The sequence below is a fragment of the Pseudoalteromonas sp. SG44-17 genome (genome assembly GCF_014164235.1).
GTDB classification, from domain to species: Bacteria; Pseudomonadota; Gammaproteobacteria; order Enterobacterales; family Alteromonadaceae; genus Pseudoalteromonas; species Pseudoalteromonas rhizosphaerae.
In genome coordinates this window covers 12,567-37,814 of sequence record NZ_JACJEV010000039.1, presented here as the reverse complement: position 1 = coordinate 37,814, position 25,248 = coordinate 12,567, and the positions used below count along the sequence as shown (strand labels likewise).

Genomic DNA, 25,248 nt, shown 5'->3' with positions numbered 1-25,248 from the left:
ATAATTGTTTAATTATTTTCAATCAAACCGATATAAATTTGTGTTGTAGGATCGACTTGCAAGCAAGTGATAAGGTTTTCTTTGATGAGCTCTAGCATAGCAATAAAGCTAACCACTACACCACTGCGGCCTTCGTCAAAAGTGAATAAGTCAGTGAAAGGAAGTTGCGTGCCGGCTGTCGATAACTTTTGCAAAATTAAACTCATTCTTTCGCGAGTTGATAAAGCTTCAGCGGTTATTTGATGATGCTCAAAAGTTTTAGCTCGCGCCATCACATCACTGAGCGCAAATAGTAAATCTTTTAAATCAACATCCGGTAACAATTGAGCATGCTCGCTCTGCTCAGGCACTAATGCGTGGGCAATAAAAATATCACGGCCAACACGTGGAATATCATCAAGGTTCTGCGCAGCTAGCTTAAATTGTTCATACTCTTGTAAACGACGAATTAATTCAGCCCGTGGATCTTCTTCTTCCTCAAGCTCTTCATGTTTTGGCAGTAATAGTCGTGATTTTATTTGTGCAAGTAATGCCGCCATTACCAAATATTCACCAGCAAGCTCCAATTGAAACTCGGTCATCATTTCAACATAACGGACGTATTGTTCAGTAATGCTAAAAATCGACAATTCCAGAATATCTAACTTATGTTTTTTTATTAAATATAGTAATAAATCAAGTGGCCCTTCAAAGGTTTCTAAAATTACTTCTAGAGCGTCTGGCGGAATATACAAATCTTCCGGGGTATTCATTACTTCTTTGCCATGCAAAAAAGCCAGCGGCAACTTTTGTTGCGCCGGCTCTCGTATTTGAGCTACATCATGAGTATGTAGTTCGTTCATGGTTTATCGGCGTAGTTATTCAAATGGAGCTGTATCGCCACAGCCTACACGCAGCACCTCAACTGTATCTTCTGACAGGTCGATTACTGTGGTTGCTTGCTCAGCTAAATAGCCGCCATGAATAATTAAATCAACTTGATTACCTATGCGATCACGTATCTCGTCCGGATCAGACTCAGTAAACTGCTCACCGGGTAAAATTAATGAACACGACATCAATGGCTCACCTAACTCGGCTAGCAATGCGCAGGTAATTGGATGTTCTATTACACGAATACCAATGGTTTTTTTCTTGTCGTTTAACAAACGTTTTGGTACTTCTTTAGTGCCTTTAAAGATAAACGTATAAGGCCCGGGTGTATTGTTTTTAATTAATCTAAATAGTTGGTTATCTACTCGTGCATAAGTAGAAAGCTCAGATAGATCACGACATACTAAGGTAAAGTTATGGTGTTTTTCAATACCACGGATGCGCTCAATACGCTCTTTTGCTTGTTTGTTACCTAAATTACAGCCTATTGCATAGCCTGAATCGGTTGGATATACCACCACTCCACCTTGTTTGATAATGTCGACCGCTTGATTAATTAAGCGTGGTTGTGGATTATCTGGATGAATATGAAAAAAATCACTCATTTAGTTCTCCTGTTTGCCCTTCCCAAGTTTGCCAAACGCCTTGGCAATCTTTTGGCAAATATAAGTTTTTTCCTAATTCTAGCCAACTAGTAGGAAAATGAAAATCAGATCCTTGCGAACACAGTAAATCGTATTCACGGCTCAATTCGCCTAAAAACTGTCGCTCAGTCGGTGCTTGTTGTGGTTGTGCAACTTCCATTGCATCGCCACCGGCATCTTTAAACTGACTCAATAATTTGCGCAGCCATTTATTTGACATTTGATAACGCCCAGGGTGGGCAATCACAGCAACGCCACCTGCGGCATGAATGGCGGCAATGGCGGTTTGCATATCACACCAATCGCTTGGTACATAACCCGTTTTAGCGCGGCCAAGGTATTTTTTAAACACCCCAGGAATTGTGGTTGCAACGCCACGAGCAATAAGTGCTCTTGCATAATGTGCACGGGTAATTTGTGCATCTGCGGCAAGCTCTTGCGCTTGTTGATAAATGCCATCAAAGCCATTTTTCTCTAAACGACGACCGATCTCGACAGCTCTATCAGCACGTTTTTGCTGTTGGATAGTCAATAAGCTGGTCAATGTTGACTCGTCAATATCTACGTTTAATGCCACGATGTGGATCTCAAAACTTTCCCACTTAGTGGAAATTTCAACCCCTGATATCAAGGTTAATGGTAGAGATTCGCTTTCTATATATGCTTGTGCAAGTTTAACCGCAGCAGTGGTGTCGTGATCAGTGATCGCAAACACATCTATATTTTTTTCAACTGCACGCAATAATAATTGCTCAACAGTTAATTGCCCGTCAGAATGTGTGGTATGACTGTGTAAATCGTATTTTATCAAAAGAGAAGACTGCTCATATTAAATGTGCGAAAGTTGTTATTAAGTATAACAAAATTTTTTAATAAATTGTTTTAAATAAATACTTGACACTAACGCAGTTGATACGGTTTACTGTAGTCACTTGAGACACAAATAGAATTACAACAATGATAAATTCAATCCAAAACACTATCTGGTGGTGGCACTCGTAAATTATCGGGTGACGAATTGTCGTGTCTAACACATTCTAAACCCGCTTATTGCGGGTTTTTTTATATTTAAATTTTAGGGTAACAAACATGAATAACGTAGCAACTTTTACACATCATTGGTGGTGGCGCCTGGTATAGCGGGACGGTAATGGTCTATCTGAAACATAGGTATCGTTATTCAAACCCCGCATAGCTTAGCTTGCGGGGTTTTATTTTTTTGAGGGAATGAGGTTTGATTTTTAGTCATATAACAACAACGCCAGGTGAAGTTACTAGCATCACCGAAGTGCGAGAATATATACATAGCCCATTGGCACTATATGGATTGCTTGATAAAGATAATTCATTACTCTTAGAGTCAGCAGAAATTGATTCTAAAGACAGTGTCAAAAGTTTAATTTTGGTAGATTGTGCACTAAAAATAATCTGCACAGGTAAAACAGTCACAGTAACGGCGCAATCTAATAATGGTCAGCAATTACTGCCTTATTTACAAACTAAATTAGAAAACTGCCATACTCAATTAAACAAGCAAACTCTCAGCATCGAATATCAAGCTATCGATCATAATATTGATGAAGCCTCAAAGCTGATTGCCGATAATGCTTTTAGTGCCTTGCGCTGTTGTATAAATAGTATCAGCAGCACCACAAACAATCCATTTTCGTTATTTTTAGGCGGTGTGTTTGCTTACGACATGGTAGCCAACTTTGAACAACTGAGTGATGTACCAGATGGAGAAAATAGCTGTCCTGATTACGTATTTTATTTAGCTGAAACCTTAGTGGTAATTGATCACCAAGCTAAAACCACTGAGCTGATTGGTAACGTTTTTAATGGCCCTGATGTGCATGCAAACTGTTTTGAAGTGGGTAAAAAGCTCGAACGTTTAAATACCTTATGCGACCAAGCCGATAGCTATAGTGCGCAGCAAAGTGCTGGCAGCAGTGACGTCAGTGTTGATATTAGTGACGAGCTCTATTGCCAACAGGTCAATAGTTTGAAAAAACACATTGTCGATGGCGATATTTTTCAAGTTGTGCCATCGCGTACCTTCTCGTTAGATTGCGCCAACCCACTACATGCCTACAGCCAACTAAAAAAACAAAATCCAAGCCCGTACATGTTTTATATGCGCGACAGTGAATTTGCGTTATTTGGTGCCTCTCCTGAGTCAGCTTTAAAGTTTTGTGCTACATCACAACAAGTTGAAGTATATCCAATTGCAGGAACTCGCCCACGAGGAAAGTTTGCTAATGGCCAAATTAATCCAGATTTAGACAGTCGTATTGAACTGGAACTGCGCAACGACCAAAAAGAGCGTGCTGAGCATTTAATGTTGGTTGATTTAGCACGAAATGACGTAGCTCGTATCAGTGTCCCGGGAACTCGCCACGCAAAAGAGCTGTTAAAGGTCGACCGTTATTCGCAAGTAATGCATTTAGTGTCACGCGTTGTTGGCACATTAAAACCTCAGCTGGATGCCCTACACGCTTACCAAGCCTGTATGAACATGGGCACTTTAGTTGGTGCGCCTAAAGTCAGCGCGGCAGAGTTGGTAAGGCAAACTGAAGGTAAGCGCCGTGGTAGTTACGGTGGTGCGGTAGGTTATTTAACCGGTGACGGCGCCATGGACAGTTGCATTGTTATTCGCTCGGCCTTTGTTAAAAATAATACCGCGTATGTACAAGCCGGTGCCGGAGTTGTGTTTGACTCAGACCCTCAATCTGAAGCCAATGAGACTCGTGCTAAAGCACAAGCGGTTATTACAGCCATTCAATCGACGTACCAAGGACACTAAAATGAGTCAAAACATCAACAACTTAACGGACTTAAAAATCTACTTTTTAGATAATTTTGATTCATTTAGTTATAACTTAGTCGATGAACTTTCTATGTTAGGCAGCGATTTAGTGGTATATCGTAACAACATAGACGCGCAGGTGATTTATGACAAAATGTGTGCGGAAACGAAACCAGTGATTTTAGTACTGTCGCCGGGCCCAGGCACCCCCACTGCGGCGGGCTGCTTAATGGCATTGATTGAACTATGCAAAGGCCGTTTTCCAATGTTGGGGATTTGCCTTGGCCAACAAGCACTAACACAAAGTTATGGCGGTATTATTGGCCATGCTGGAGAAACCGTACATGGTAAATCATCAATCATTGAGCTTGGTGAGCACCCAGTATTTGCAGGTATGGGTGAACGTATGCCTGTGGCACGTTATCATTCACTGATGGCCACGAAAGTACCCGACAGTGTTGCAGTGATAGCCCACTATGAGTCAATACCGATGGCAATTTATCATCGTGACGATAAAGCCCTTGGCTATCAATTTCATCCTGAGTCTATTTTGACGCCCAATGGCGCCGCGCTACTTCAACAAAGTATGCAATTTTTAGCCAGTGCACAGCAGTAGAGGATAGTATGTCAGTAAACCAACAATCAGCCAGTAAGGCGAGCATTGGCTCAATGATTGATGTGTTATTAACGCAAACATCATTAAGCTTTAGTCAAAGCCAACAGTTATTTGATGCCATTATGCAAGGCAAAGTAAATGACATCGAACTGGCAGCCATCTTAGTGGCACTGAAAATAAAAGGTGAAGTAAGCGACGAAATCGCAGGAGCAGCCGCATCGATGCGTGCTAATGCGATACCTTTTATTACTCACTTAACAAACCTTGTCGATAGTTGTGGCACTGGCGGCGATGGCTCAAACACTATTAATATTAGCACCACCGCCGCCATCGTTGCTGCAGCTTGCGGTATAAATATGGTCAAACACGGTAATCGCAGTGTTTCGAGTAACTCCGGCTCCGCTGATTTACTCAAAGCATTGGGCATCAATATAGACATGAACCCAGCACACGCGGCGCAGTGTTTAGAGCAAACCGGCTTTACGTTTTTGTTTGCTCCGCATTATCACAGCGGCGTACGCCATGCTATGGGTGTGCGAACGACCTTAAAAACCCGTACTATTTTTAATATTTTAGGGCCATTGGCAAATCCAGCAGCACCGGATGTGCAATTATTGGGGGTATATGATGAAAGTTTATGCTTAGCGATGGCACACACCTTAAAAACGTTAGGTACACCGCGCGCAATGGTCGTTCATGGCTCGGGCACCGATGAAATAGCCTTGCACGGTGAAACGACCGTCGCAGAGCTTAACAACGGAAAAATCAGCCAGTATACACTTACCCCTGCTGATTTTGGTCTTGCAAACTATTCACTTGAACAACTTGCCGGTGAAGGGCCAGAATATAACGCCAAGGCTAGCATGGCTATTTTAGCTGGTAACGGCACCGACGCGCACAATGCGGCCATTATTGTTAACGTTGCTGCGTTGCTTTATTTAACCAATAAAGCCGACGATTTTAAAAGTGCCGCGATGCAAGTTAAAGAGGTTTTACAAAGCGGCCGTGCATTGAATACCTTAAATGCCATTGTCATAAGCAGTAATAAAGAATACGCAAACTCCGAGGTAAGTAATGGCTAATGTATTAGACAAAATAGTTGCAGATAAAAAAATAGAGCTCATTGAACGCAAATCCAAGCGCCCTCTTGAGAGCTTTAAGCATCAAGCAATACCCACAAATCGTGATTTTTATAAAGCCCTTGCAGCGCCTGGCACTCAGTTTATTTTGGAATGCAAAAAGGCCTCGCCGTCAAAAGGCCTTATTCGAGAGCCGTTTGATTTAGCCGAGATCACCCGTGTTTATAAAAACTACGCTAGCTGCATCAGTGTGTTAACCGATGAAAAATATTTTCAGGGTAGTTTTGATTATCTCGAATTTGTGCGCAGTCAAGTAGAGCAACCATTGATCTGTAAAGATTTCTTTATTGATGAATACCAAATTTATTTGGCCCGTATTTATGGCGGCGATGCTATTTTATTAATGTTGTCAGTACTCGATGATACGCAATATCAATCGCTTGAAAAAGTTGCAAAAAGCCTAAACATGGCAATCCTCACCGAAGTGAGTAACGAAGCTGAAGTACATCGAGCTCTGGCACTCAATGCGCAAATTATTGGTATTAATAACCGTGATTTACGTGATTTGAGCACAAACTTAGCTACCACTGAGGCACTAAGAAAGCTTATTCCTGATAACAAAGTGGTTATTTCAGAATCAGGTATTTACACACACCAAGATGTAAAACGCTTGGCCCCGTTGTGTAATGGCTTTTTAATCGGTAGTTCACTGATGGCTGAGCGTGATTTAGAGCGCGCTTGTCGAAGCGTAATTTTAGGTGAAAACAAAGTTTGTGGCTTAACCCGTAGCCAAGATGCCATTGCCGCTTATGAAAGTGGTGCCGTTTATGGGGGGCTAATTTTTGCACCTAAATCCCCTCGTTTTGTTGATTTAGATTGTGCAAAACAAGTTATGCAAAGTGCCCCGCTTGCCTATGTAGGCGTATTTGTAAACGCAACAATCGCAGACGTTGTCAATCATGCTCAGAGCTTAAAGCTTGCAGCAGTGCAATTACATGGCCAAGAAGATGCAGTCTATATAAACGAACTGCGTCCTTTGCTACCAAGTAATTGCCAGATTTGGAAGGCGCAAGCTGTGAAGGATAGCTTGCCAACACCTGTCAATGGCGTTGATCGCCACTTATACGATACTCACAGCGATACGCAAGCCGGCGGTACCGGTAAGACCTTTGATTGGTCAATACTCAAAGAGACTAAGCAGCCATTTATGCTTGCTGGTGGCTTAAACCCAGAAAATATTCAAGGTGCATTATATCAAGGTGCGCATGGACTCGACCTAAATTCAGGGGTTGAGCAAAGCGCCGGTAAAAAATGCCCAAACAAATTAAATGATGCATTTATCAGCATCCGTAAATATTGAGGTTAATATGAATAATCCAGCTTATTTCGGCGAATTTGGCGGCATGTTTGTCCCAGAATTGCTAGTACCAGCACTTAAACAACTCGAAAACGAATTTAATAAATCGCAAACAGATCCGGCTTTTCAAGCTGAACTGGAAAAGTTACTTAATGAATATGCTGGCCGTCCTACGCCGCTGACATTAACACGTAACTTAATTAAAAACCCAAAAGTAAAATTATACTTAAAGCGTGAAGACTTACTGCACGGTGGCGCGCACAAAACGAATCAGGTGTTAGGCCAAGCACTATTAACTCAACGCATGGGTAAAAAACAAGTTATTGCTGAAACAGGCGCAGGCCAACACGGCGTTGCAACGGCGCTTGCGTGTGCATTACTTGGTTTAAAATGCCGTATTTATATGGGCGCTAAAGACGTGGCACGCCAACAACCAAACGTATTTAGAATGAAACTAATGGGCGCTGAAGTGATCCCGGTTACTGCAGGCTCTGGCACATTAAAAGATGCCGTAAACGAAGCGCTTCGTGATTGGTCAGCAAATTATAAAGAAGCGCATTACTTACTTGGTACTGCTGCAGGTCCTCACCCATTCCCTACCATCGTTCGTGAGTTCCAAAAAGTGATTGGTGAAGAAGCAAAACAACAAGTATTAAAAGCTGAAGGTCGCCTACCTGATGCGGTGCTTGCTTGTGTAGGCGGTGGCTCTAACGCCATTGGTATGTTTACAGATTTTATTGACGAGCCAAGTGTAAAACTCATTGGCGTAGAGCCCGCTGGCAAAGGGCTTGATACCCACGAGCACGGTGCAACAATCTGTAAAGGAACTAAAGGTATTTTGCACGGTACTTATACCTATATAATGCAAAATGATGATGGCCAGATTGAGGAATCATATTCTGTCTCAGCGGGTCTTGATTACCCAGCTGTTGGCCCACAACATGCGTTTTTACATGAAACTGGCCGTGCGCAATATGTGGGTATTACAGATACCGAAGCATTAGAAGCATTCCAATTACTGGCTAAAAACGAAGGGATTATTCCTGCGCTCGAATCAAGTCATGCACTAGCTTACGCACTGAAGTATGCAGAGCAGCAAACTGAAGAGTCAATTTTAGTAGTGAATTTAAGTGGTCGCGGCGACAAAGACTTATCACACGTTATGGATGTACTTTCTAAAGGGGATCAGTTATGAGCCAGACAGCAATCCAAAAAACAGACCGCTACGGTAAAATGTTCGCCCGTTTAAGCGAGCTAAATCAAGGTGCATTTGTGCCGTTTGTTACAATTGGCGATCCAAATAAAGAACTGAGCGTTGAAATAATCAAAAGCTTAATTGATGGCGGCGCTGATGGCTTAGAGCTGGGTATTCCATTTTCAGACCCAATAGCAGATGGCCCAGTTATTCAAGCTGCCAATATTCGGGCCCTTAAAGTAAATATAAATACCCAAGATTGCTTTGATATCATCAAGCAAGTACGCCAGTACAATGCTGATATCCCAATTGGTTTATTGTTGTATTCGAACTTAGTTTTTAAACGCGGTTTAGAGGCTTTTTACCAAGATGCCAAAGCAGTCGGCGTTGACTCAATTCTAGTTGCAGATGTGCCGCTTCATGAATCTAAAATGTTTCGCAAAGCGGCAATGAGTAATGGCATTGACCCCATTTTTATAGCCACGCCTAACGCACCTGATGACACTTTACGCGAATGTGCCTCTTATGGCCGTGGTTATACTTATTTGCTATCTCGTGCGGGTGTAACAGGCACAGAAACTAAAGCACAAATGCCGGCGACATCAATTGTCACTAAACTAAAAGAATACCACAGCGCCCCTGCGTTATTAGGTTTTGGGATTTCAACCCCTGATGATGTAAAAGCAGCACTTAATGCCGGTGCAGCAGGTGCTATATCTGGCTCGGCGGTAGTGAAAATTATTGAAGCGAATCTCGATACCCCTCAAGCTATGCTCAGTGGTTTACAAGAGTTCGTAGCGAGCATGAAAGCTGCAACTGCGCTGTAAGTTCATACTTCGAAAATAAGAAAAGGGCCTGTTGCGGCCCTTTTCTGGTAATCAAACGCGTTAAAGACTCTCTTTCAACGCTTTTGCTGCTTTAAATACAGGCTTGTTAGCGCCTTCAATGTCTATTGCCTCTCCCGTTTGTGGATTGCGTCCTGTACGTGCAGGATAATAACTTAACGCAAACGTGCCAAAGCCATTTACTTGCACTTGATCACCTTCTGATAATGATTTAGTGATGGCTGCAAGCATGCTTGATAACGCCGCTTGAGAATCTTTTTTAGTTAATTCACTGTGTGCAGACATTGCACTAATCAGTTGTGCTTTATTCATAAAATGCTCCTAAAAATACCGCTTACTCAGTCACTGTTCAGCAGATTTTGGTAATGATTGAATACAAAGGCACGCAGGCTAAGGGTTAGTAACTACTAAGTCAACCTTGTAAACAACACAATAAGTTGATACAACCTCTGCAACTATTCTTTGGTTTTATTTTTTGGGCATTCTATGCATGCAATAATTGAGTTTATTCCGCTAATTTTATTTTTTGCGGTATTCAAGTTAGTTGATATTTACTGGGCAACGGCATTATTAATGGGCACCACTTTTCTGCAGGTCGCTTATTCTTATTTTAAAATAGGCAAAGTGCCTACACGCCAATGGTTGTTTTTTGCCATTGCAGTGATTTTAGGCACTCTTACGCTGGTGTTTCATGATGAACAATTTGTGAAGTGGAAAGCCACTATCATCTACGCTGTGCTCTCATTAAGCTTATTGATCAGTCGCTACTTTCTTGGTAAAAATTTAGTTAAACAAGCACTCAGTGCCATTTTAAATAATGCATCAGACTCTGAGCAAGAAGTTACCGTACCTGAGTCGCTTTGGGATAAACTCAACATATTGTGGATAGCGATCACAGCGGGAATATCAGCGTTAAATATCTATATCGCTTATAACTTTTCTCTCGATTTTTGGGTTAACTTTAAAGTGTTTGGCTTAATGGGGATCACATTTGTCAGTCTTTTTGCCACTATCATCATGTTGTATAAATATTTACCCGATGAAGATGAGCCCAAAGTAGACAATAAAAAGTGCTCTTAATGTCATAAATATGTCGTCTTAGCTTGTTAGCCTAGTATACAAAATCACGCTGAGACGACCTTGAACGCCAATCAATACCGCTGGTTTGAATTTACATTTATATTTGTATGCCTTCCTTTGCTGGGTTTTTACCTTCGTGCCTACCTTGCTAATTGGCTGATCCCCGCGTTAATCGTGTTAATGAGTGTCTGCGGTATGTTGCTGCTAGGCGATCCCCACTTTAAACGCTTTAGACTTACCAGCCTTGGTCAATTTTCCGCAGTGAAACGCCGACTGTTTAGTTTCTTTTTTATCGGCGCACTGTTTTCAGGGGTTTTTTACGGGATCATTAATCAAGGTAATTGGTTTATGCTGCCTCGAAACTCATTTAATGACTGGTTAATGTTACTCGCGTTCTATCCATTATTGTCAGTCATGCCGCAAGAGTTGATATTTCGAACCTATTTTTTTCATCGTTATAAACGCATCATGCCAAAAAAAACGGTGCGCATAATTGTTAGCGCCACAGTATTTGCTTTAGCGCATATTGTTTATGCTAATTGGGTAGCAGTACTACTGGCATTTATAGGCGGGTTATTATTTGCATTTACCTATGCTCAAAGCCGCTCCACGTTTGTCTGCGTTATCGAACACAGCTTATGGGGACTGTGGATGTTTACATTAGGAATAGGTCAGTACTTAGATTCGGCAACAATCTCTTAACTGAAAAAGCCGTGCTAATGATACTTAACACGGCTTAATTATGGGAAGCTCAATTAGTTGTATTAATTAAAAACCGAAAATGCTCATAGCAAAAAACTTAGTCGCTACGGTATTAATAAATATAACTACTAAAATTACCGGAATAAAGGTTGATAGCGAAAAATTAACGTATTTTTCAGTAAAGCTACCTGCATAGCCTGGACAACCTTGGCTTAGCTCTTCACTTAAACGTACTTTTTTCCAGCGATACATCACGAATAAACATACCATTAAACCATTCAATGGCAAGATAGTGTCGTAAAATACATCATACACAATATCAAATAAGCTTTTAGACGCTCCGCCATAGTTAGTAAATGAAGTTAACCCTTCAACCATACCAAACGACATAGTACATAACACTGTCAGTACACCGATGCTACCAGTTAATATCAGTAACGCCATTTTACGGCTTATGCCTTTACGGTCACTTAGCGTAGCTGTTGGCACCTCAACGATGGATACCAACGAGGTAATTGCAGCAAAAAATACCAGCAAGAAAAACACAAACGCAACAATTGATGCACCAACATAGCCAATATCAGTTTGTAGCGCGAGTAAAATCTTTGGTAAAAACTCAAAAATCATCGACACAGATGAGTCAGACAATTTAGTAGGATCAGTATCTGGGTTAAAACTAAAGATAGCTGGTAGCACCATAAGACCGGCAATAAACGCCACCAGTGAATCAGTCAGTGCAACCATTTTAGCACTGCCAACAATGTCATCCTTTTTCGAGATATATGAAGCGTAAGTCATCAATATACCCATACCCAACGACAATGAGAAAAACGCTTGCGCTAATGCACCGTTCAAGACACTGGCATTCATCTTAGAAAAATCAGGGATAATATAGTACTTAACGCCAGCCATAGCATTGTCTAGCGTCAATACATACGCCACTAATGCGATTAGCAATACGAACAATGCTGGCATTAAAAACTTAGCTGCTTTTTCAATCCCTTGCTTAACACCACCGACTAAAATCAAATTAACAATTAATGCCACAGCAGCCATATACGCAAACACGCTGGAACTATTAATAAACACCCCAAAGCTTTTTGGATCAGCCAACACATCTAAGTTACCAACCGCAACTTGGCTTAAATAACCAAAAATCCATACCGTGATAACCATATAAAACACAGCAATCATAAACGGGGTTAATACTGCTAAAAAGCCAGCAAAACTCCACTTAGTATCATTACCAGATAATAACTTGTAAGAGCCTAATGGATCTTTTTGTGCTTGGCGTCCCATTGCCATCTCTGCCATCATTACTGGCAAACAAATAAACACAACAAACAGCGCGTAAACGAGCAAAAAAGCACCACCACCATTTTTTGTTGCTGAGACTGGAAAACCAACCAAATTACCAATACCGACCGCAGAGCCAGCAGCTGCTAATATAAATCCAAGGCGGGAGCTAAAATGCTCACGAGTATCGCTCATTTAAAAACCTTATTATTATTTTGTACCATTCAAGCGACTCTACCAGTGTTGTGCTGGGCTTTTCAAGCAGATTCCGCTTAAAAATATAATGATACTGTAAACCTTAGAGGTTGTTGTTCTTTTAAGATTAAAATTTGTTCAAGCTAACAGTGATTAAATCGCAGCATCAATTTACAGCCTCGAAAGTTAACTAAAAACTGCGTAAAGCTTTCGCGCTTTAATAGCGCTCTAAACTAATCGTAATTTATTCGCCTATTAATTTTGCTGTGCTAATATCAGCATAATTTCAATAATATTCAAATCCAGAGAACACACCATGTTGTATATGATTTACTCAACTGATGTTGAAAATAGCTTAGAATTAAGAAAAGCCGCCCGCCCTGCTCATTTAGCACGCTTACAAGAATTAGACGAGCAAGGCCGATTACTGACAGCAGGTCCATTACCTGCCATTGATAGCGCCGAGCCAGCTGACGCTGGTTTTACTGGTTCTTTAGTGATTGCAGAATTTAGCTCATTAGAAGCCGCTCGCGAATGGGCTGCAGCAGATCCTTACGTCAACGGCGGCGTATATGAAAACTCACAAGTTAAACCGTTTAAAAAAGTTTTTCCTGGCTAAGTAAAACCAACAATCAAACAGGATTATACTATTTAAATGAACCAGATTTTAATGCAATGGGTATAAGACTTTGAGTCAAATCACCACAATTCAGTGTTTGTTCACCGGATGTTAATTAAACTCTGCTGCATTGAATCATCAGATTTAGTGATTTTTCACTTGAATTATAGCTACTTGGTTCATTAAACTATTCAGGTCTGGTTTAGGAGTTTCTCATCATGCGTACTGTGTTAGCTCTCAGCGTCGCCATCACTGTGCTATTTTCGAGTGTTTTTTCGACTAGTAGCCAAGCTGCATCTCAAGTCAATAAAGCTGAGATAAATAAAAAACAAGCTGTTGAGCTTGCTAAAAAAGTCGAAGATGGTAAAACTCTTAAAATTACCGTACTTAACGATATTTATACTGTAAGAATATTAAAATCGGACGGCCATGTCGTCGACGTTCATGTCAATAAAAAGACCGGCGAAGTGAAGAAGGATTAAGAAATGCGAATTTTAGTAATTGAAGATGATTTACACTTAGCAGACAATCTGCGTAATGCATTAGAAAAAGAACGTTATAGTGTCGATCTCTGTCATGATGGCGAAGCTGGTTTATTTCACATCACAGAATATCCTCTTGATATGGCGGTAGTTGATTTAGGCTTACCAAAAATTGACGGTATTGAACTGATCAATAAAGCCCGCGCACAAGGGATTACAATTCCAATTCTGATTTTAACAGCACGTGACCGTTGGCAAGATAAAGTTGAAGGACTTGATGCTGGTGCTGATGACTATTTAACTAAACCATTTCATGTTGAAGAGTTAATAGCGCGGTGTAACGCGTTGATCCGTCGTAGCGCAGGTAAAGCAAATCCTGAAATGACTGCTGGGCCTATTAAAATTCACACCCGCTCACAACAAGTGTGGGTTGATGACCGAGAGCTAAGTCTCACCGCATACGAATACAAAGTGCTTGAGTATTTAATGGTTAATCCACAAAAAGTGATTTCCAAATCTGAGCTAACAGAGCACATATATGATCAGGACTTTGATTTAGATTCAAATGTAATCGAAGTATTCGTACTGCGCTTACGTAAAAAGCTTGACCCTGATGGTACTTTAAACCCAGTAGAAACACTACGCGGACGCGGTTACAGGCTTAAAAGTCAGTGGTAGCATCGCAAATACCGTTAAAAGTAAGGCAAGGATTTATCCTTGTCTTTGTTTTATTGGTCGCTTTACCCATTTTATTCTTCTCTATTGGTAAGGCATACTATGCTTCGTTAGTCGAAGCCACCGAAAAAACCCTCGAAGCCCATTTATATTCTTTAATTTCAGAAGTCGATTTTACTGAGCGCGGCATTATCATGCCCAGCACTATTTTAGCTCCTGAATTGAATCGTTTAAATTCTGATACTTATGCGATGATCTATCGTGAAGAACAGCCTGTATGGCACTCTGAGTCGGCGGTAAATGTTAACTTTGTGCCTGACGAACTAGAAACCAAAGCAGGCGCTGCCGACTTTCGTCGTGTGGAATATAAAAATACCGTGTATTGGCAACTTAGCCTAACCGTTATTTTAAATAACATTGACCAGTCAGAGCATGCTCGCTTTATTTTATTAAAACGCAACGATGCTCTACTGCGCTTAATGGATGGTTTTAAGCAAACCCTTGTAAACTGGATGTACGTCATGGGTGTAGCCATTGCAGCATTAATGGCTGTGGGCTTTGTGTGGAGCGCGCGGCCGTTGCAACGACTGGATAAAGAAATAAAAGCCATTGAGTCAGGTGATATTCAAGAAATTAAAGGACTTTATCCTGTTGAGCTGCAAACTATAAAAGCCGATTTAAATTTACTACTCGAAACTCAGCAACGCCAAAAAGAGCGCTATCGTGCGTCTTTAAGCGACTTAGCTCACGCACTTAAAACGCCACTGGCAGTATTAAAATCGAGCCCGCTTGCCAACGATGCCGATGCCCAAGAGCAGCTTGACCGTATAAATGTGATGATCGAACACCAATTAAAACGCGCTGCAACGGGTGCAGCTGATACATGGAAAAAACAAACAGCCATTAAGCCGGTGCTAGATTCAATCCTCAATGCAATGAGTAAAGTTTACCGCGATAAAGATATTATTTTTACCCATGCGGTTAAAGACAAAGATTACTTTTTAGGTGACAAAACTGATTTACTCGAACTACTGGGTAACTTAATTGATAACGCCTGTAAAGCTTGTCGTTCACAAGTCGATATCCAAGTCATTCAAAAACGCAACCTCACTATCGCTATTAGTGATGATGGACCCGGTGTGCCGGTTGATAAACGCGAATCCCTGCTTACTCGTGGTACCCGCTTGGACACCTACGAAAGCGGACACGGTGTCGGTATGGCGATTGTGTCAGATTTAGTAAAGTCGTATCACGGTACCCTGACTATTTTAGATGCTGATACCTTAGGCGGCGCGAAATTTATTTTAGAGTTTAATTATAATGATAAAAAATAACTGGTTAATAGCTGTATCTGGGCTGCTTTTAGCACTGAGTACAACAACGTTTGCAGCAGAAGAGCAATGTACAGTCGTTGAGCAAGCAACACCTGATGAAGCTAAAAAATATATTCAATGTTTAGATAAACAGATAGAGACCTTAACCCGTATTCAACAAACCTGGATAAATAAAATCACTTTAGATTTAAATAAAATCCAAGAAGATACCGGTAACTCTCAGTTGCTACCAATTTTTAAACGTAGCATTATCAATTACCAAAAATACCTGGAAGACAGCTGTAAATGGCGTTATTTACACAAAGTACCCAACGCCACCCAGGCTGCAATTGTATATAAGCGCTGTGAATTGCGTATATTAGAGCAGCACATTACTGTATTAAAACAACCTATCTGACCACCACGGTGGTTATTTAGAAGGTGACTCGATTTCTTCACCATTACCTAACAGAGTCGCTAACCAGCGCCCTTCGTCGCTGGCTTCTAAGGCTATTTTAACAATCATCGTCAATGGCACCGATAACAACATACCTACCGTGCCAATCAGCCAACCCCAAAAGATGAGTGATAAAAATACCACTAAGGTCGACAGTCCTAAACCTTTACCCATGTACTTTGGTTCAACTATATTACCCATCACGGTATTAATAGTTAAATACCCTACTGCTACAATCCCTGCGACCAATGGTCCTTGCGTGATCAAAGCTAATAAAACTGCTGGGATAGCAGCAATAATAGAGCCAATATTAGGGATGTAATTAAACATAAATGCCATTACCCCCCATAACACGAAGTAGTCAACATTTAAGATCCACAGTAGTAGCCCAGCTAATATGCCTGTACCAACGCTTACCACTGTTTTGATCGCTAAATAAGAGTTAATAGAATTTAAAAAACGGTCTATTTGCTGCATTTTCATATCAGGATCGTCTAATGCCATATGAATTTTATGACTAAGCATAGGCCCTTCAAAAAGCATAAATACCACAGTTAAAATAATTAAGAACAAATTTGCCATCACGCCACCTAAGCCAGTCAGCATACCGGTGGCAACATCAATCATTTTTCCCGGGTCGAACATTGATATAACTTGCTCTTTATTGAGCAAAATATTGTACTTGGCAGCAACATCAACCAGCCAAATAAACTCATCCTGTAACTTACTTTTATATTCAGGTAAATGCTGTGAAAAGTCAGTCAATGATTGCCCGACTAAGCTGGCAAGGCTAACCCCTAAGCCAACCACCATCAACATCACTAGCATGATCGCGATGCCTTTAGGTATTTTGTAACGACCAAAAAAACTTAATAAAGGACTACAAATAATGGCAATAAATGCTGCAAGTACAAACGGAATGACAATAACACTTGCCGCTTTAATACCAGCTAAAGCAATCACCAACGCTGCAAAGATAACTAAACTTTTGTTTACCCCAGTTAAACTAGCCAAACTACAATCCTTTAAAATATAAACTGCAGCTAGTGTATGTGAAAAGTCTGTAAAATGAAATATTTGCAAAGTGATCAAAGCAGCCTACTCTACGTATAACGATTACATAATTACTAAAAGAGTTTTATTGCTATGCATATCTTAATAACCGGCGCAACAGGCCTGATCGGTCGTCATTTGTGCCCTGAGCTGAACAAAGAACATCAATTGACAGTGCTCACCCGCAATCCTGCAAATGCGACAAAACTGTTAGGTGAGAACATTAATGCGACTGACTCCCTTGAAGAGGTTGATTTTAACAATCTCGATTGCGTTATCAATTTAGCCGGTGAACCCATAGTAAATAAACGCTGGAGTGAAAAACAAAAACAAATACTGCGAGACAGCCGTATTACGATCACTCAACAAATTAGCGCTGCAATTAACCAATGCGATACACCGCCGCATACTTTTATATCAGGCAGTGCGGTCGGATTTTACGGTCGCCAATCAACCACCGTAATTGACGAAAGCTTTGTTGATGTGACCCCTGAATTTAGTCATCAGCTATGCCATGATTGGGAACAAGCCGCCCTGCAAGCAGAATCAATCAATACTCGAGTATGTTTATTACGTACAGGTATCGTTTTAGCTAACAATGGTGGTGCATTAGCCAAAATGTTACCGCCATTTAAATTAGCACTAGGTGGTCCTATTGCTGATGGCCAGCAAGGCATGTCATGGATACATATCGAGGATATGATTAATTTAATTATACACATTATCAATAATGTGCAACTCAGTGGCGCAATTAATATGACCGCCCCAACACCTGTATCAAATAGCGAATTTAGTCAAAGCTTAGGTAAAGTATTAAATCGACCAGCAAAAATAACTATGCCTGCATGGGTTCTAAAATTAGTAATGGGTGAAATGGCAGATTTGCTGCTTTACGGACAATATGTACAACCAACTAAAGCTCTTGAAAGCAGCTATTGCTTTCGTTATAAGACATTAGATACTGCACTTACGAATTTATTAAAGTGAACGCAGTATTTATGCTAGATTACTATATGGCAATAGAACTAGTCAAAATGGGCTAGTTGGCCGGTATTTCTCATAATGTTTTCATTACTTAATGTTAAGGTCCACATTATGAGATACGATATTAAGCGAATTTACAGCATCTATCTAGAGCTCTATCGGAAGCTTCTAAAACGTTTATTTAGCTATAAGTATCTTTTTACATCTCGATTAGATGGTAGTTTAGCGTAAAATAACTAACGGCAATAGCGTGTTTTCTATCATTTTTAGGGTGTTACTGCCCAAAAAAGCATGTGCTATTTTTGAATGCGAAAAGGCCCCCATTACCAGCATTGCTATTTTATTTTTAGTTTTATATGCCATTAAAGAACTAAAAATATTACCCTCTAAAATACTTGATTTGACTTCAAAACCACTTTCAATAAGCAACGCTTCGGTGCGTTTAAATTTTTCCAACAAATCATGTTTGCCATTTTCTACAGTCACCAAATGACACGTTAAATGATGCAACAAACCACCAGCAATAATCTGTTTAACCATTTTATCTGCTGTTTCTCGTCCATCATAAGCAAGCATAAAGTTGTTCGGCTCACTGAAGTGACGATTGGCAATTAAAATAGGTGTATGAACATGGCGAATAACCTGCTCAATATGCGACCCAATAGCTTTAAAATTCTGTTCGTGAGTTTTACCGCTTCGGCCAATAACAATCAGTCGCGCTGCATCTTCAAGGTCGCAAATTGCCTCAACAATACCGCTATGGCGCTGCTTACTTTCAATTGACTTACACCCTTGTTGGCTAGCAAATACACTCGCGTGCTCTAACATTTCTTTGCCTATTTGCAATGCTAATTTACTGCGTTGCTCATCCAGTGTCGCCATCTCTGATAATAATGATGTAGTTGCACCAAAACCAATTATGCCACTTAAGTCGTCAATCACAGCAGCGTTTTGTTTTTCTATGGCATGCAAAAATAGCATCGATTTATTAAGTTTCTTGGCCGCCCAAATCCCCGCCTTACACACATCATCTGTGTAAACTGAGCCATCTATACAAGTAATAATTTTATTCATTGTGCTCTCCTTAATGGCCTGTCATGAGTTTTTCAACTTCTTCAGGGTCATTGTGAACGCCAAATTTGTCAACAATCGTTGCCGTCGCGTCGCTCATACCAATAATCTCGACCTCTGCACCTTCGCGTCTAAATTTAATCACAACTTTATCAAGCGACGACACTGCCGTAATATCCCAAAAATGCGAATGAGTTAAGTCAATCACTACTTTAGCAACGACCTCTTTAAAGTCAAACGACTCAATAAACTGCTCTGAGGATGCAAAAAACACCTGTCCAACAACCTGGTATACTCGTTCATCAGCCGATGATTGCGCTGGCTTTACAACCATAAAACGACCAATTTTATTGGCGAAGAATAGTGTCGCCAATAGCACACCGACCAATACTCCCATGGCCAAATTATGCGTTGCGACAACAACAACGACCGTAGCAACCATTACGATGCTACTTGATAATGGGTTTTTCTTTAAATCTCGCAGTGAATTCCAAGAAAAGGTGCCAATCGACACCATTATCATCACGGCAACCAGTGCCGCCATTGGAATTTGCTTTAGCCATTCATCTAAAAACACCACCATAAGTAGCAAAAAAGTACCCGCGGTAAAACTTGATAAGCGGCCACGTCCCCCTGATTTTACATTAATGATCGACTGGCCAATCATCGCGCAGCCGGCCATTCCTCCCATTAAACCTGAACCTATGTTCGCGATCCCTTGACCTTTACATTCACGATTTTTATCACTAGCGGTATCGGTTAAGTCGTCAACAATTGTCGCTGTCATCATCGACTCCAATAAACCAACGACAGCAAGGCCAAATGAATAAGGAAGAATTATTAGCAGTGTGTCGAGGTTAAAAGGCACATCAGGCCATAAAAATATTGGTAAGGTATCTGGTAACTGGCCCATATCGCCAACAGTTCGAATCTCAAGTCCTACCAACATTGCAACCAAAGTTAAAACCACGATACACACTAGTGGTGATGGAATTGTTCTGCCTATCACCGGTAAGTAAGGGAATAAATAAATGATCCCAAGACCCGCAGCCGTCATCGCATATACATGCCATGTTACATTCGTCAGCTCCGGCAGCTGTGCCATAAAAATAAGAATTGCCAACGCATTTACAAAGCCTGTAACCACGGAGCGAGACACAAAGCGCATTAAACTCCCCAGTTTTAAATAGCCTGCAATAATTTGTATCACACCGGTGAGTAATGTCGCCGCCAAAAGGTATTCTAAACCATGCTCTTTAACTAAGGTAACCATCAGTAAAGCCATAGCGCCAGTAGCGGCAGAAATCATCCCTGGTCGTCCACCCACTATCGAAATAACCACGGCAATACAAAATGAAGCATACAAACCGACTTTAGGATCCACGCCCGCTATAATAGAAAAAGCAATCGCTTCTGGTATTAGCGCAAGCGCCACCACAGTACCTGCTAGTAAGTCCCCTCGGATGTTAAAAAGCCAATCTCGTTTTATTTTTTCTAACATAAAAAACCTTGTCATGTAGTTAACATTAACGCCCATACAGCAGTCAATAAAACACCGACAATGCTTTTACTAAACGATGACAACCGCATTTTCATTAATGTTTTTTTATTTATTAAAACGGCACATAAGCGCCTACCAATGTTTGGTATATAGGTATCACGCAGCGGTGATTTAGAGGAGGAATAACTTAGGGCGGCGTTAAACGCAAAACATTGTTCCTTATGTAGAATGAATAAATTATCGTCTTTATTCTTGCATCTAACGTATTTTTAAGCAAGCCAAGTAACTTTTGTGTAGGCGCTGACAGCTGCTGTCACTCCTTACCTTGCCAATAAAAACACATAAAAAAACATGCCATCATTTACCCGTTCCTTCTCAAACGGCTGCAACGATAAACATTGTAAATACATTTTAGTTATCGTCTTTTTAAGTTGTTAAATACATATATGCGACTAAACTTTAAGAATAATTACAAAAACTTATCAAATAAATGAAAAAGTACTTAGTCTTTCTATTGTTGTTTAGTGGATTCGCGAAAGCGACTATGACCCCTGTTTCTTACCAAGTCGGTGATCAAACAATCGTTGCTCCAGCAGTACGATATGAATATGGCTATGCTTACAATATTGAAGCAAAGAAACTTTTAAAACTAGTCACTTTAAATTGGCCCCCTTATATTGATGAATCACTTTGTAACAACGGTTGGCTATTTCAACTAACCGTTAAACTACTACTACAAAAAGGTTATGGAGTGCATATAGAGTTTCTCCCATGGGCCCGAGCACTAAGAGCGGCCGAATTAGGTCATGCAGATATTTTATTTCCTGAGTATTTTATTGATAATAATGTTATGTCAGAGAATAAGCCAAATAAAACGCGCAATGATTTAATGGCTTTATCCTCGGCTATTCCAGGTGGAAACTTGTCACTAGTCGCACTAAATGGCAGCCACTCAAACTATGACGGCAGTGTAGAGTCTATAAAAGATCAAATTATTGGTGTTGTCCGAGCATATAAAAACACCCCAGAACTCGATAAACTAATTGACTCAAAACAAATTAATACCATTGTTGCCAATAATGAGTTTCAGCAAATTCATTTACTTATGGGCCTACGGGTAGACCTAATTGTAGCTGATTTTGACGTGTTGATTGCCAGCATTGAAAAGTCTGCTGCCTCCGAAAAAGAAAAACAGCAAATGAAAACTGCTCTAATGGTATTGTCCCCACCTTTAGGTTACAAACCCCTCTATTACACAGTAAGTAAAGCAAACCCATATTGGCAGGAAATTTTAGCCGATCTCAATAACGAGATAAAAAAAATGAAAGAGCAAGGAGCACTTTCAAGCTATATTGAAGAAAAAAAACAATGTAGCAGCTAAAAATAAGGCGCTTAAATGTTAGCAAATAAGCGCCTATATATTATTAAAACAACGACTCAAATGTCCCATCAGGAAATAATATACCAGGAACCCCTCTTACCGCTGTTACATCTGCGATTTGTGTATCGCCAAAATATAATCCACCACTGTAGTTTCGACCTTTTTGCTTAACATCTAACCAGCGACCTTGAGCACCGTGGATCACTGCATTAATATTATTGCCAACAGTACGTAAGTTAATTTCAAGTGCTCTATCCTTTAGCCGTAAGGCAATCTCTGCATTGCTAATATCAGCTAAACGATTCAAACGACCAACATAAGCAAACTGAAAATCCGGTGCGCCATTTAATGGCGTTATCAATTGCACAGCAAATGCAAGATTCTGTGTAGCTTCATTTATAAATGGCGTTGCTTCTATTGCTTGTAGGTTAAACTGTGTCGTTTGATTTTCACTAACAAGCTGACCTTTAAAGTCAAAGCCAGATACCACTGTCACAAGCTCTTCAAAAGGAGTAACGAAGCGATCGGCGTTTAGCTTTATATCACCGGTTAAGACGCCGCTATTGGCACTTTCTAATGAAACCTTTGTCTCTATATTCAGCTGCCCGGTTGTTTCACTTTGATCATTTGAAAATGGATCGTCAGTTCCATCAAATGACAACACTAAATCACTCACATCGGCGTTTAGTTGAGCATCTTTGCCTATCACTTTCGCACTAATAATACCGGATACTTTATTACCCAGCAGTCCACTTACTTGCCATTGTGGAATATTTAAATCTAGCTGTACGTCATGCTCATCATACTGGCCACTAATAGCCCAAGAATAAGGGGATTGTTGGTAGTTTATTGTCAGTCCCTGTAAATTATAAACTCCTGCGTCGGTATTATTTAATGGCGAAAAGTTATAGAGCACGTCATAAAGCACATTCGCTAAAACGATAATAGTTTGTTGCGAGTCTTCGCCTAATATTATTTCAAATTCAGTTAGCTTTTGTTTGAGCTCATCACTGTACGTTTGCTCTTGTAAGCGTGCCACACCTATTATATTACGCACATCTTCGAGTAACTCACGAGAGTGTAATTGCTCTTCATCTCGTTCTAGTGGCGAAATATTGCTAGCATTCCCAATCATAACTAGCTTTTGTTTGACCTCTCCAACGACGGATTGCAATAATTGATTACCATCTTCATTAAGTAAATTCTCTGACACATAGCGATCTGCAAAAGTACGATAAAGTGGCAAACTTGCTAACTGGGCCTGTTGTTCTACCACCGTATTATTGGCTGTATTTAAACTCGCCTCGATATCCGCAGCTCTTTTTAAGATCACACCAAAAGTCAGTGCATTAGTAAGCAACTCAGCTTCAAGGCTGTCATTCAACTGACTATGAGTGAGGTGATAAAAAGGTGTCGCACTCAAGCTTTGTGTGGTTATGCTTATGTCTAAGTTATTATCGCTAATCACTGAGCTGATCGGCGATAAATAGACCTTATTTTCGCCCGGGGCTGCAAAAAAATCAGCACGGTAACTTAATGTCATATCCATCACTTCTTGATAATCAATGCGACGATTAGAATTCTGATCATTCGGGTTGTTTCTCACTGTGCGACCACAACCTGCAAAACTTGGACATGTTAACGTCGTTGCATTTGAGGTAAATTCAACATGATGAAAATTTAAAGTTGTGGTTGGTAAAGTCACATCATTAATATTTGCAACGTCAATATTTTCTATAGAGCCCGTGTTATCATTAATGAGTGTTAACGTACCCGCAGTGGATTGCCAAGGCGCAATATAAAAGCTTACCGAGGAGGACGTCAGCATGACAGGCAAAGTGTTTGTTGTGCCATTATCTGATGAGTCACCACAACCAACTAATGACATAAGTAAACTAACTGATATAAGTTTTTTAAACATCACAAGTCCTTAAAACGCTAACTTCAGGTACCAATTTACATTGGCATAATACGCTTTATCAATATCGAGATTATCGGTCTGTATATTAAAACCAAAATAATCGTTCTCAATACCCAGCAAAAATGCTTCACTTTTTATTTCATAACCACCAATAACTGCCCAATGATCCCAAAAGTGCATGCGTGCTTTTAATTGAGAAAACGTATCTTGATCAAATTGTTTAACCATCAGCTCTGAAGAAAACAAATCATTAATACGATAATCCGCATAAACCTTAACGCGCACCGGCATATCAAATTTATGTGTAACTTCATTACCATACTCTGACGTTGCTAAGCGTATTGTAGGCTCAGTAGCAATATCGCCATCATCGTTTTCAGTAAACGGGAGCTCTGTTGTATAACCATTTGCAAAACCACTTTTTTTATACTCGGTTTCATACAGTAAGTCTTGTGCGAGAAGGCCTATGGTTAAGTCTTGATTTATTTTCCAATTAACTGCTAAATCAACGCTGTACCCTAAGCCGGATGGGTTCTCATCAGGAGTAAATCGCTTAAATAAAATATCTTTCGAAAAATAAGAGTCAACTGTTAATGCGCCTTGGATCTCATCACTATAAACTGTACCTTCTACATTTATATCTTGAAAATGCGTACTAGCAAAAACCGTTAATTTAGGCGTTATTGTTAATGCGTCAGAGTCTAAAAATTTGAAATCATATGAAACAAACAATCCATTGGTGGTTGATTGCTTACCGTCTAGGTAATAAACATAATTTCTATCTTCAAAAGGAAGATCATTTTTTTCGGTATGAAAGTAAACAGCAGTATCCGGATCAAAACTTAAAACATAATCAAAACGACTTTGATAACCGACTTTAAAATTTCCATAACCAACGCCAAACTCAAACACATTATAAGTAAATGCGCTATCACCTGATGTAAGTGGAGCATCAAAGTCGTCAATAAAGGCAGTGACAGGTTGTGCTTCTGTATACACTTCTGAATCGAATGTGGTAAAGACTTGAAACTGCTCTGCAGCGTAACTAATAGGGGTAATTAAAAAAGCGGAAAATCCTAACGTGAGAATTTTTTTTTTCATAC

General features: G+C 40.3%; 25 protein-coding genes. 15 read left to right on the top strand and 10 right to left on the bottom strand.

Annotation, left to right across the window (positions count from 1 at the left end; genetic code table 11):
• Window positions 1–8: 8 nt before the first annotated feature.
• From H5182_RS19430 to H5182_RS19420, 3 genes are read right to left on the bottom strand one after another with little or no spacing between them, the layout of a single operon-like run.
• On the bottom strand, window positions 9–842 hold the full coding sequence (locus H5182_RS19430; protein WP_182760471.1) for a ScpA family protein: 834 nt from the start codon (window positions 840–842) through the stop codon (window positions 9–11).
• A 15-nt stretch (window positions 843–857) separates the two neighbouring features.
• Window positions 858–1,478: an L-threonylcarbamoyladenylate synthase gene (locus H5182_RS19425; RefSeq protein WP_145233655.1), complete on the bottom strand. Its 621-nt coding sequence runs from the start codon at window positions 1,476–1,478 to the stop codon at window positions 858–860.
• Window positions 1,471–2,328, bottom strand: coding sequence for an RNase RNM (locus H5182_RS19420; protein WP_182760470.1), 858 nt, complete (start codon window positions 2,326–2,328; stop codon window positions 1,471–1,473). Before H5182_RS19420 ends, H5182_RS19425 begins: the two co-directional genes overlap by 8 nt.
• A gap of 423 nt (window positions 2,329–2,751) precedes the next feature.
• Between H5182_RS19420 and H5182_RS19415 the strand changes: the two genes are divergently transcribed.
• Genes H5182_RS19415 through trpA form a run of 6 tightly spaced genes read left to right on the top strand, consistent with a single transcriptional unit; the run spans window position 2,752 to window position 9,397 of the window.
• Window positions 2,752–4,320, top strand: coding sequence for an anthranilate synthase component 1 (locus H5182_RS19415; protein WP_182760469.1), 1,569 nt, complete (start codon window positions 2,752–2,754; stop codon window positions 4,318–4,320).
• Between the two features lies 1 nt (window position 4,321).
• Window positions 4,322–4,939, top strand: coding sequence for an aminodeoxychorismate/anthranilate synthase component II (locus H5182_RS19410; protein ID WP_182734840.1), 618 nt, complete (start codon window positions 4,322–4,324; stop codon window positions 4,937–4,939).
• Between the two features lie 53 nt (window positions 4,940–4,992).
• Window positions 4,993–6,021 carry an anthranilate phosphoribosyltransferase gene (gene trpD, locus H5182_RS19405; RefSeq protein ID WP_149981183.1) on the top strand — a complete coding sequence of 343 codons (1,029 nt, stop codon included), beginning with the start codon at window positions 4,993–4,995 and terminating at the stop codon, window positions 6,019–6,021.
• Window positions 6,014–7,378, top strand: coding sequence for a bifunctional indole-3-glycerol-phosphate synthase TrpC/phosphoribosylanthranilate isomerase TrpF (gene trpCF / locus H5182_RS19400; RefSeq protein WP_182760467.1), 1,365 nt, complete (start codon window positions 6,014–6,016; stop codon window positions 7,376–7,378). The genes trpD and trpCF overlap by 8 nt, the downstream gene beginning before the upstream one ends.
• A 7-nt stretch (window positions 7,379–7,385) precedes the next feature.
• A complete protein-coding gene (gene trpB / locus H5182_RS19395; protein WP_145233645.1) occupies window positions 7,386–8,570 on the top strand; it encodes a tryptophan synthase subunit beta in 1,185 nt (394 codons plus the stop codon).
• Window positions 8,567–9,397: a tryptophan synthase subunit alpha gene (trpA, locus tag H5182_RS19390; protein WP_182731444.1), complete on the top strand. Its 831-nt coding sequence runs from the start codon at window positions 8,567–8,569 to the stop codon at window positions 9,395–9,397. Before trpB ends, trpA begins: the two co-directional genes overlap by 4 nt.
• 60 nt (window positions 9,398–9,457) lie before the next feature.
• On the opposite strand, the gene H5182_RS19385 is transcribed toward trpA, so the two are convergent.
• Window positions 9,458–9,727, bottom strand: coding sequence for an HU family DNA-binding protein (locus tag H5182_RS19385; protein ID WP_145233641.1), 270 nt, complete (start codon window positions 9,725–9,727; stop codon window positions 9,458–9,460).
• A 174-nt stretch (window positions 9,728–9,901) separates the two neighbouring features.
• Between H5182_RS19385 and H5182_RS19380 the strand changes: the two genes are divergently transcribed.
• Complete coding sequence (locus H5182_RS19380; protein WP_182760466.1) at window positions 9,902–10,495, top strand: inner membrane-spanning protein YciB; 594 nt, start codon at window positions 9,902–9,904, stop codon at window positions 10,493–10,495.
• Window positions 10,496–10,555: 60 nt separating this feature from the next.
• Window positions 10,556–11,197, top strand: coding sequence for a CPBP family intramembrane glutamic endopeptidase (locus tag H5182_RS19375; protein ID WP_145233636.1), 642 nt, complete (start codon window positions 10,556–10,558; stop codon window positions 11,195–11,197).
• 66 nt (window positions 11,198–11,263) lie between these two features.
• On the opposite strand, the gene H5182_RS19370 is transcribed toward H5182_RS19375, so the two are convergent.
• Window positions 11,264–12,688 carry a sodium-dependent transporter gene (locus tag H5182_RS19370; RefSeq protein WP_145233634.1) on the bottom strand — a complete coding sequence of 475 codons (1,425 nt, stop codon included), beginning with the start codon at window positions 12,686–12,688 and terminating at the stop codon, window positions 11,264–11,266.
• Between the two features lie 316 nt (window positions 12,689–13,004).
• Between H5182_RS19370 and H5182_RS19365 the strand changes: the two genes are divergently transcribed.
• The 5 genes from H5182_RS19365 to H5182_RS19345 all read left to right on the top strand — a co-directional run bounded on the left by H5182_RS19365 (window position 13,005) and on the right by H5182_RS19345 (window position 16,195).
• Window positions 13,005–13,307 (top strand): YciI family protein, encoded by a 303-nt coding sequence (locus H5182_RS19365; protein ID WP_145233632.1) that lies wholly within the window; start codon window positions 13,005–13,007, stop codon window positions 13,305–13,307.
• A 218-nt stretch (window positions 13,308–13,525) separates the two neighbouring features.
• Window positions 13,526–13,789, top strand: a complete 264-nt coding sequence (locus H5182_RS19360) for a PepSY domain-containing protein (RefSeq protein WP_145233630.1) — start codon at window positions 13,526–13,528, stop codon at window positions 13,787–13,789.
• Between the two features lie 3 nt (window positions 13,790–13,792).
• Entirely contained in the window at window positions 13,793–14,467 is a 675-nt protein-coding gene (locus H5182_RS19355) for a response regulator transcription factor (protein WP_016709350.1), read from the top strand.
• Window positions 14,461–15,798 carry an ATP-binding protein gene (locus tag H5182_RS19350; protein WP_145233628.1) on the top strand — a complete coding sequence of 446 codons (1,338 nt, stop codon included), beginning with the start codon at window positions 14,461–14,463 and terminating at the stop codon, window positions 15,796–15,798. The genes H5182_RS19355 and H5182_RS19350 overlap by 7 nt, the downstream gene beginning before the upstream one ends.
• Window positions 15,785–16,195 carry a hypothetical protein gene (locus tag H5182_RS19345; protein ID WP_145233626.1) on the top strand — a complete coding sequence of 137 codons (411 nt, stop codon included), beginning with the start codon at window positions 15,785–15,787 and terminating at the stop codon, window positions 16,193–16,195. The genes H5182_RS19350 and H5182_RS19345 overlap by 14 nt, the downstream gene beginning before the upstream one ends.
• A gap of 12 nt (window positions 16,196–16,207) precedes the next feature.
• Here H5182_RS19345 and H5182_RS19340 read toward each other — a convergent pair whose 3' ends face one another.
• The gene (locus tag H5182_RS19340; RefSeq protein ID WP_182731442.1) at window positions 16,208–17,248 is read right to left on the bottom strand and encodes an AI-2E family transporter; all 1,041 of its coding nucleotides are present in this window, start codon (window positions 17,246–17,248) and stop codon (window positions 16,208–16,210) included.
• Window positions 17,249–17,380: 132 nt separating this feature from the next.
• Between H5182_RS19340 and H5182_RS19335 the strand changes: the two genes are divergently transcribed.
• The gene (locus tag H5182_RS19335; protein ID WP_145233619.1) at window positions 17,381–18,274 is read left to right on the top strand and encodes a TIGR01777 family oxidoreductase; all 894 of its coding nucleotides are present in this window, start codon (window positions 17,381–17,383) and stop codon (window positions 18,272–18,274) included.
• A 219-nt stretch (window positions 18,275–18,493) separates the two neighbouring features.
• On the opposite strand, the gene H5182_RS19330 is transcribed toward H5182_RS19335, so the two are convergent.
• Window positions 18,494–19,345: a universal stress protein gene (locus tag H5182_RS19330; RefSeq protein WP_145233617.1), complete on the bottom strand. Its 852-nt coding sequence runs from the start codon at window positions 19,343–19,345 to the stop codon at window positions 18,494–18,496.
• Window positions 19,346–19,355: 10 nt separating this feature from the next.
• Complete coding sequence (locus H5182_RS19325; protein WP_182734848.1) at window positions 19,356–20,843, bottom strand: SulP family inorganic anion transporter; 1,488 nt, start codon at window positions 20,841–20,843, stop codon at window positions 19,356–19,358.
• 544 nt (window positions 20,844–21,387) lie between these two features.
• Between H5182_RS19325 and H5182_RS19320 the strand changes: the two genes are divergently transcribed.
• Window positions 21,388–22,224 carry an ABC transporter substrate-binding protein gene (locus tag H5182_RS19320; RefSeq protein ID WP_259397135.1) on the top strand — a complete coding sequence of 279 codons (837 nt, stop codon included), beginning with the start codon at window positions 21,388–21,390 and terminating at the stop codon, window positions 22,222–22,224.
• Window positions 22,225–22,267: 43 nt separating this feature from the next.
• On the opposite strand, the gene H5182_RS19315 is transcribed toward H5182_RS19320, so the two are convergent.
• Both H5182_RS19315 and H5182_RS19310 read right to left on the bottom strand, forming a co-directional pair.
• On the bottom strand, window positions 22,268–24,145 hold the full coding sequence (locus H5182_RS19315; RefSeq protein WP_182760465.1) for a hypothetical protein: 1,878 nt from the start codon (window positions 24,143–24,145) through the stop codon (window positions 22,268–22,270).
• Between the two features lie 9 nt (window positions 24,146–24,154).
• Window positions 24,155–25,246, bottom strand: a complete 1,092-nt coding sequence (locus H5182_RS19310; protein WP_145233608.1) for a hypothetical protein — start codon at window positions 25,244–25,246, stop codon at window positions 24,155–24,157.
• Between the last annotated feature and the right edge of the window lie 2 nt (window positions 25,247–25,248).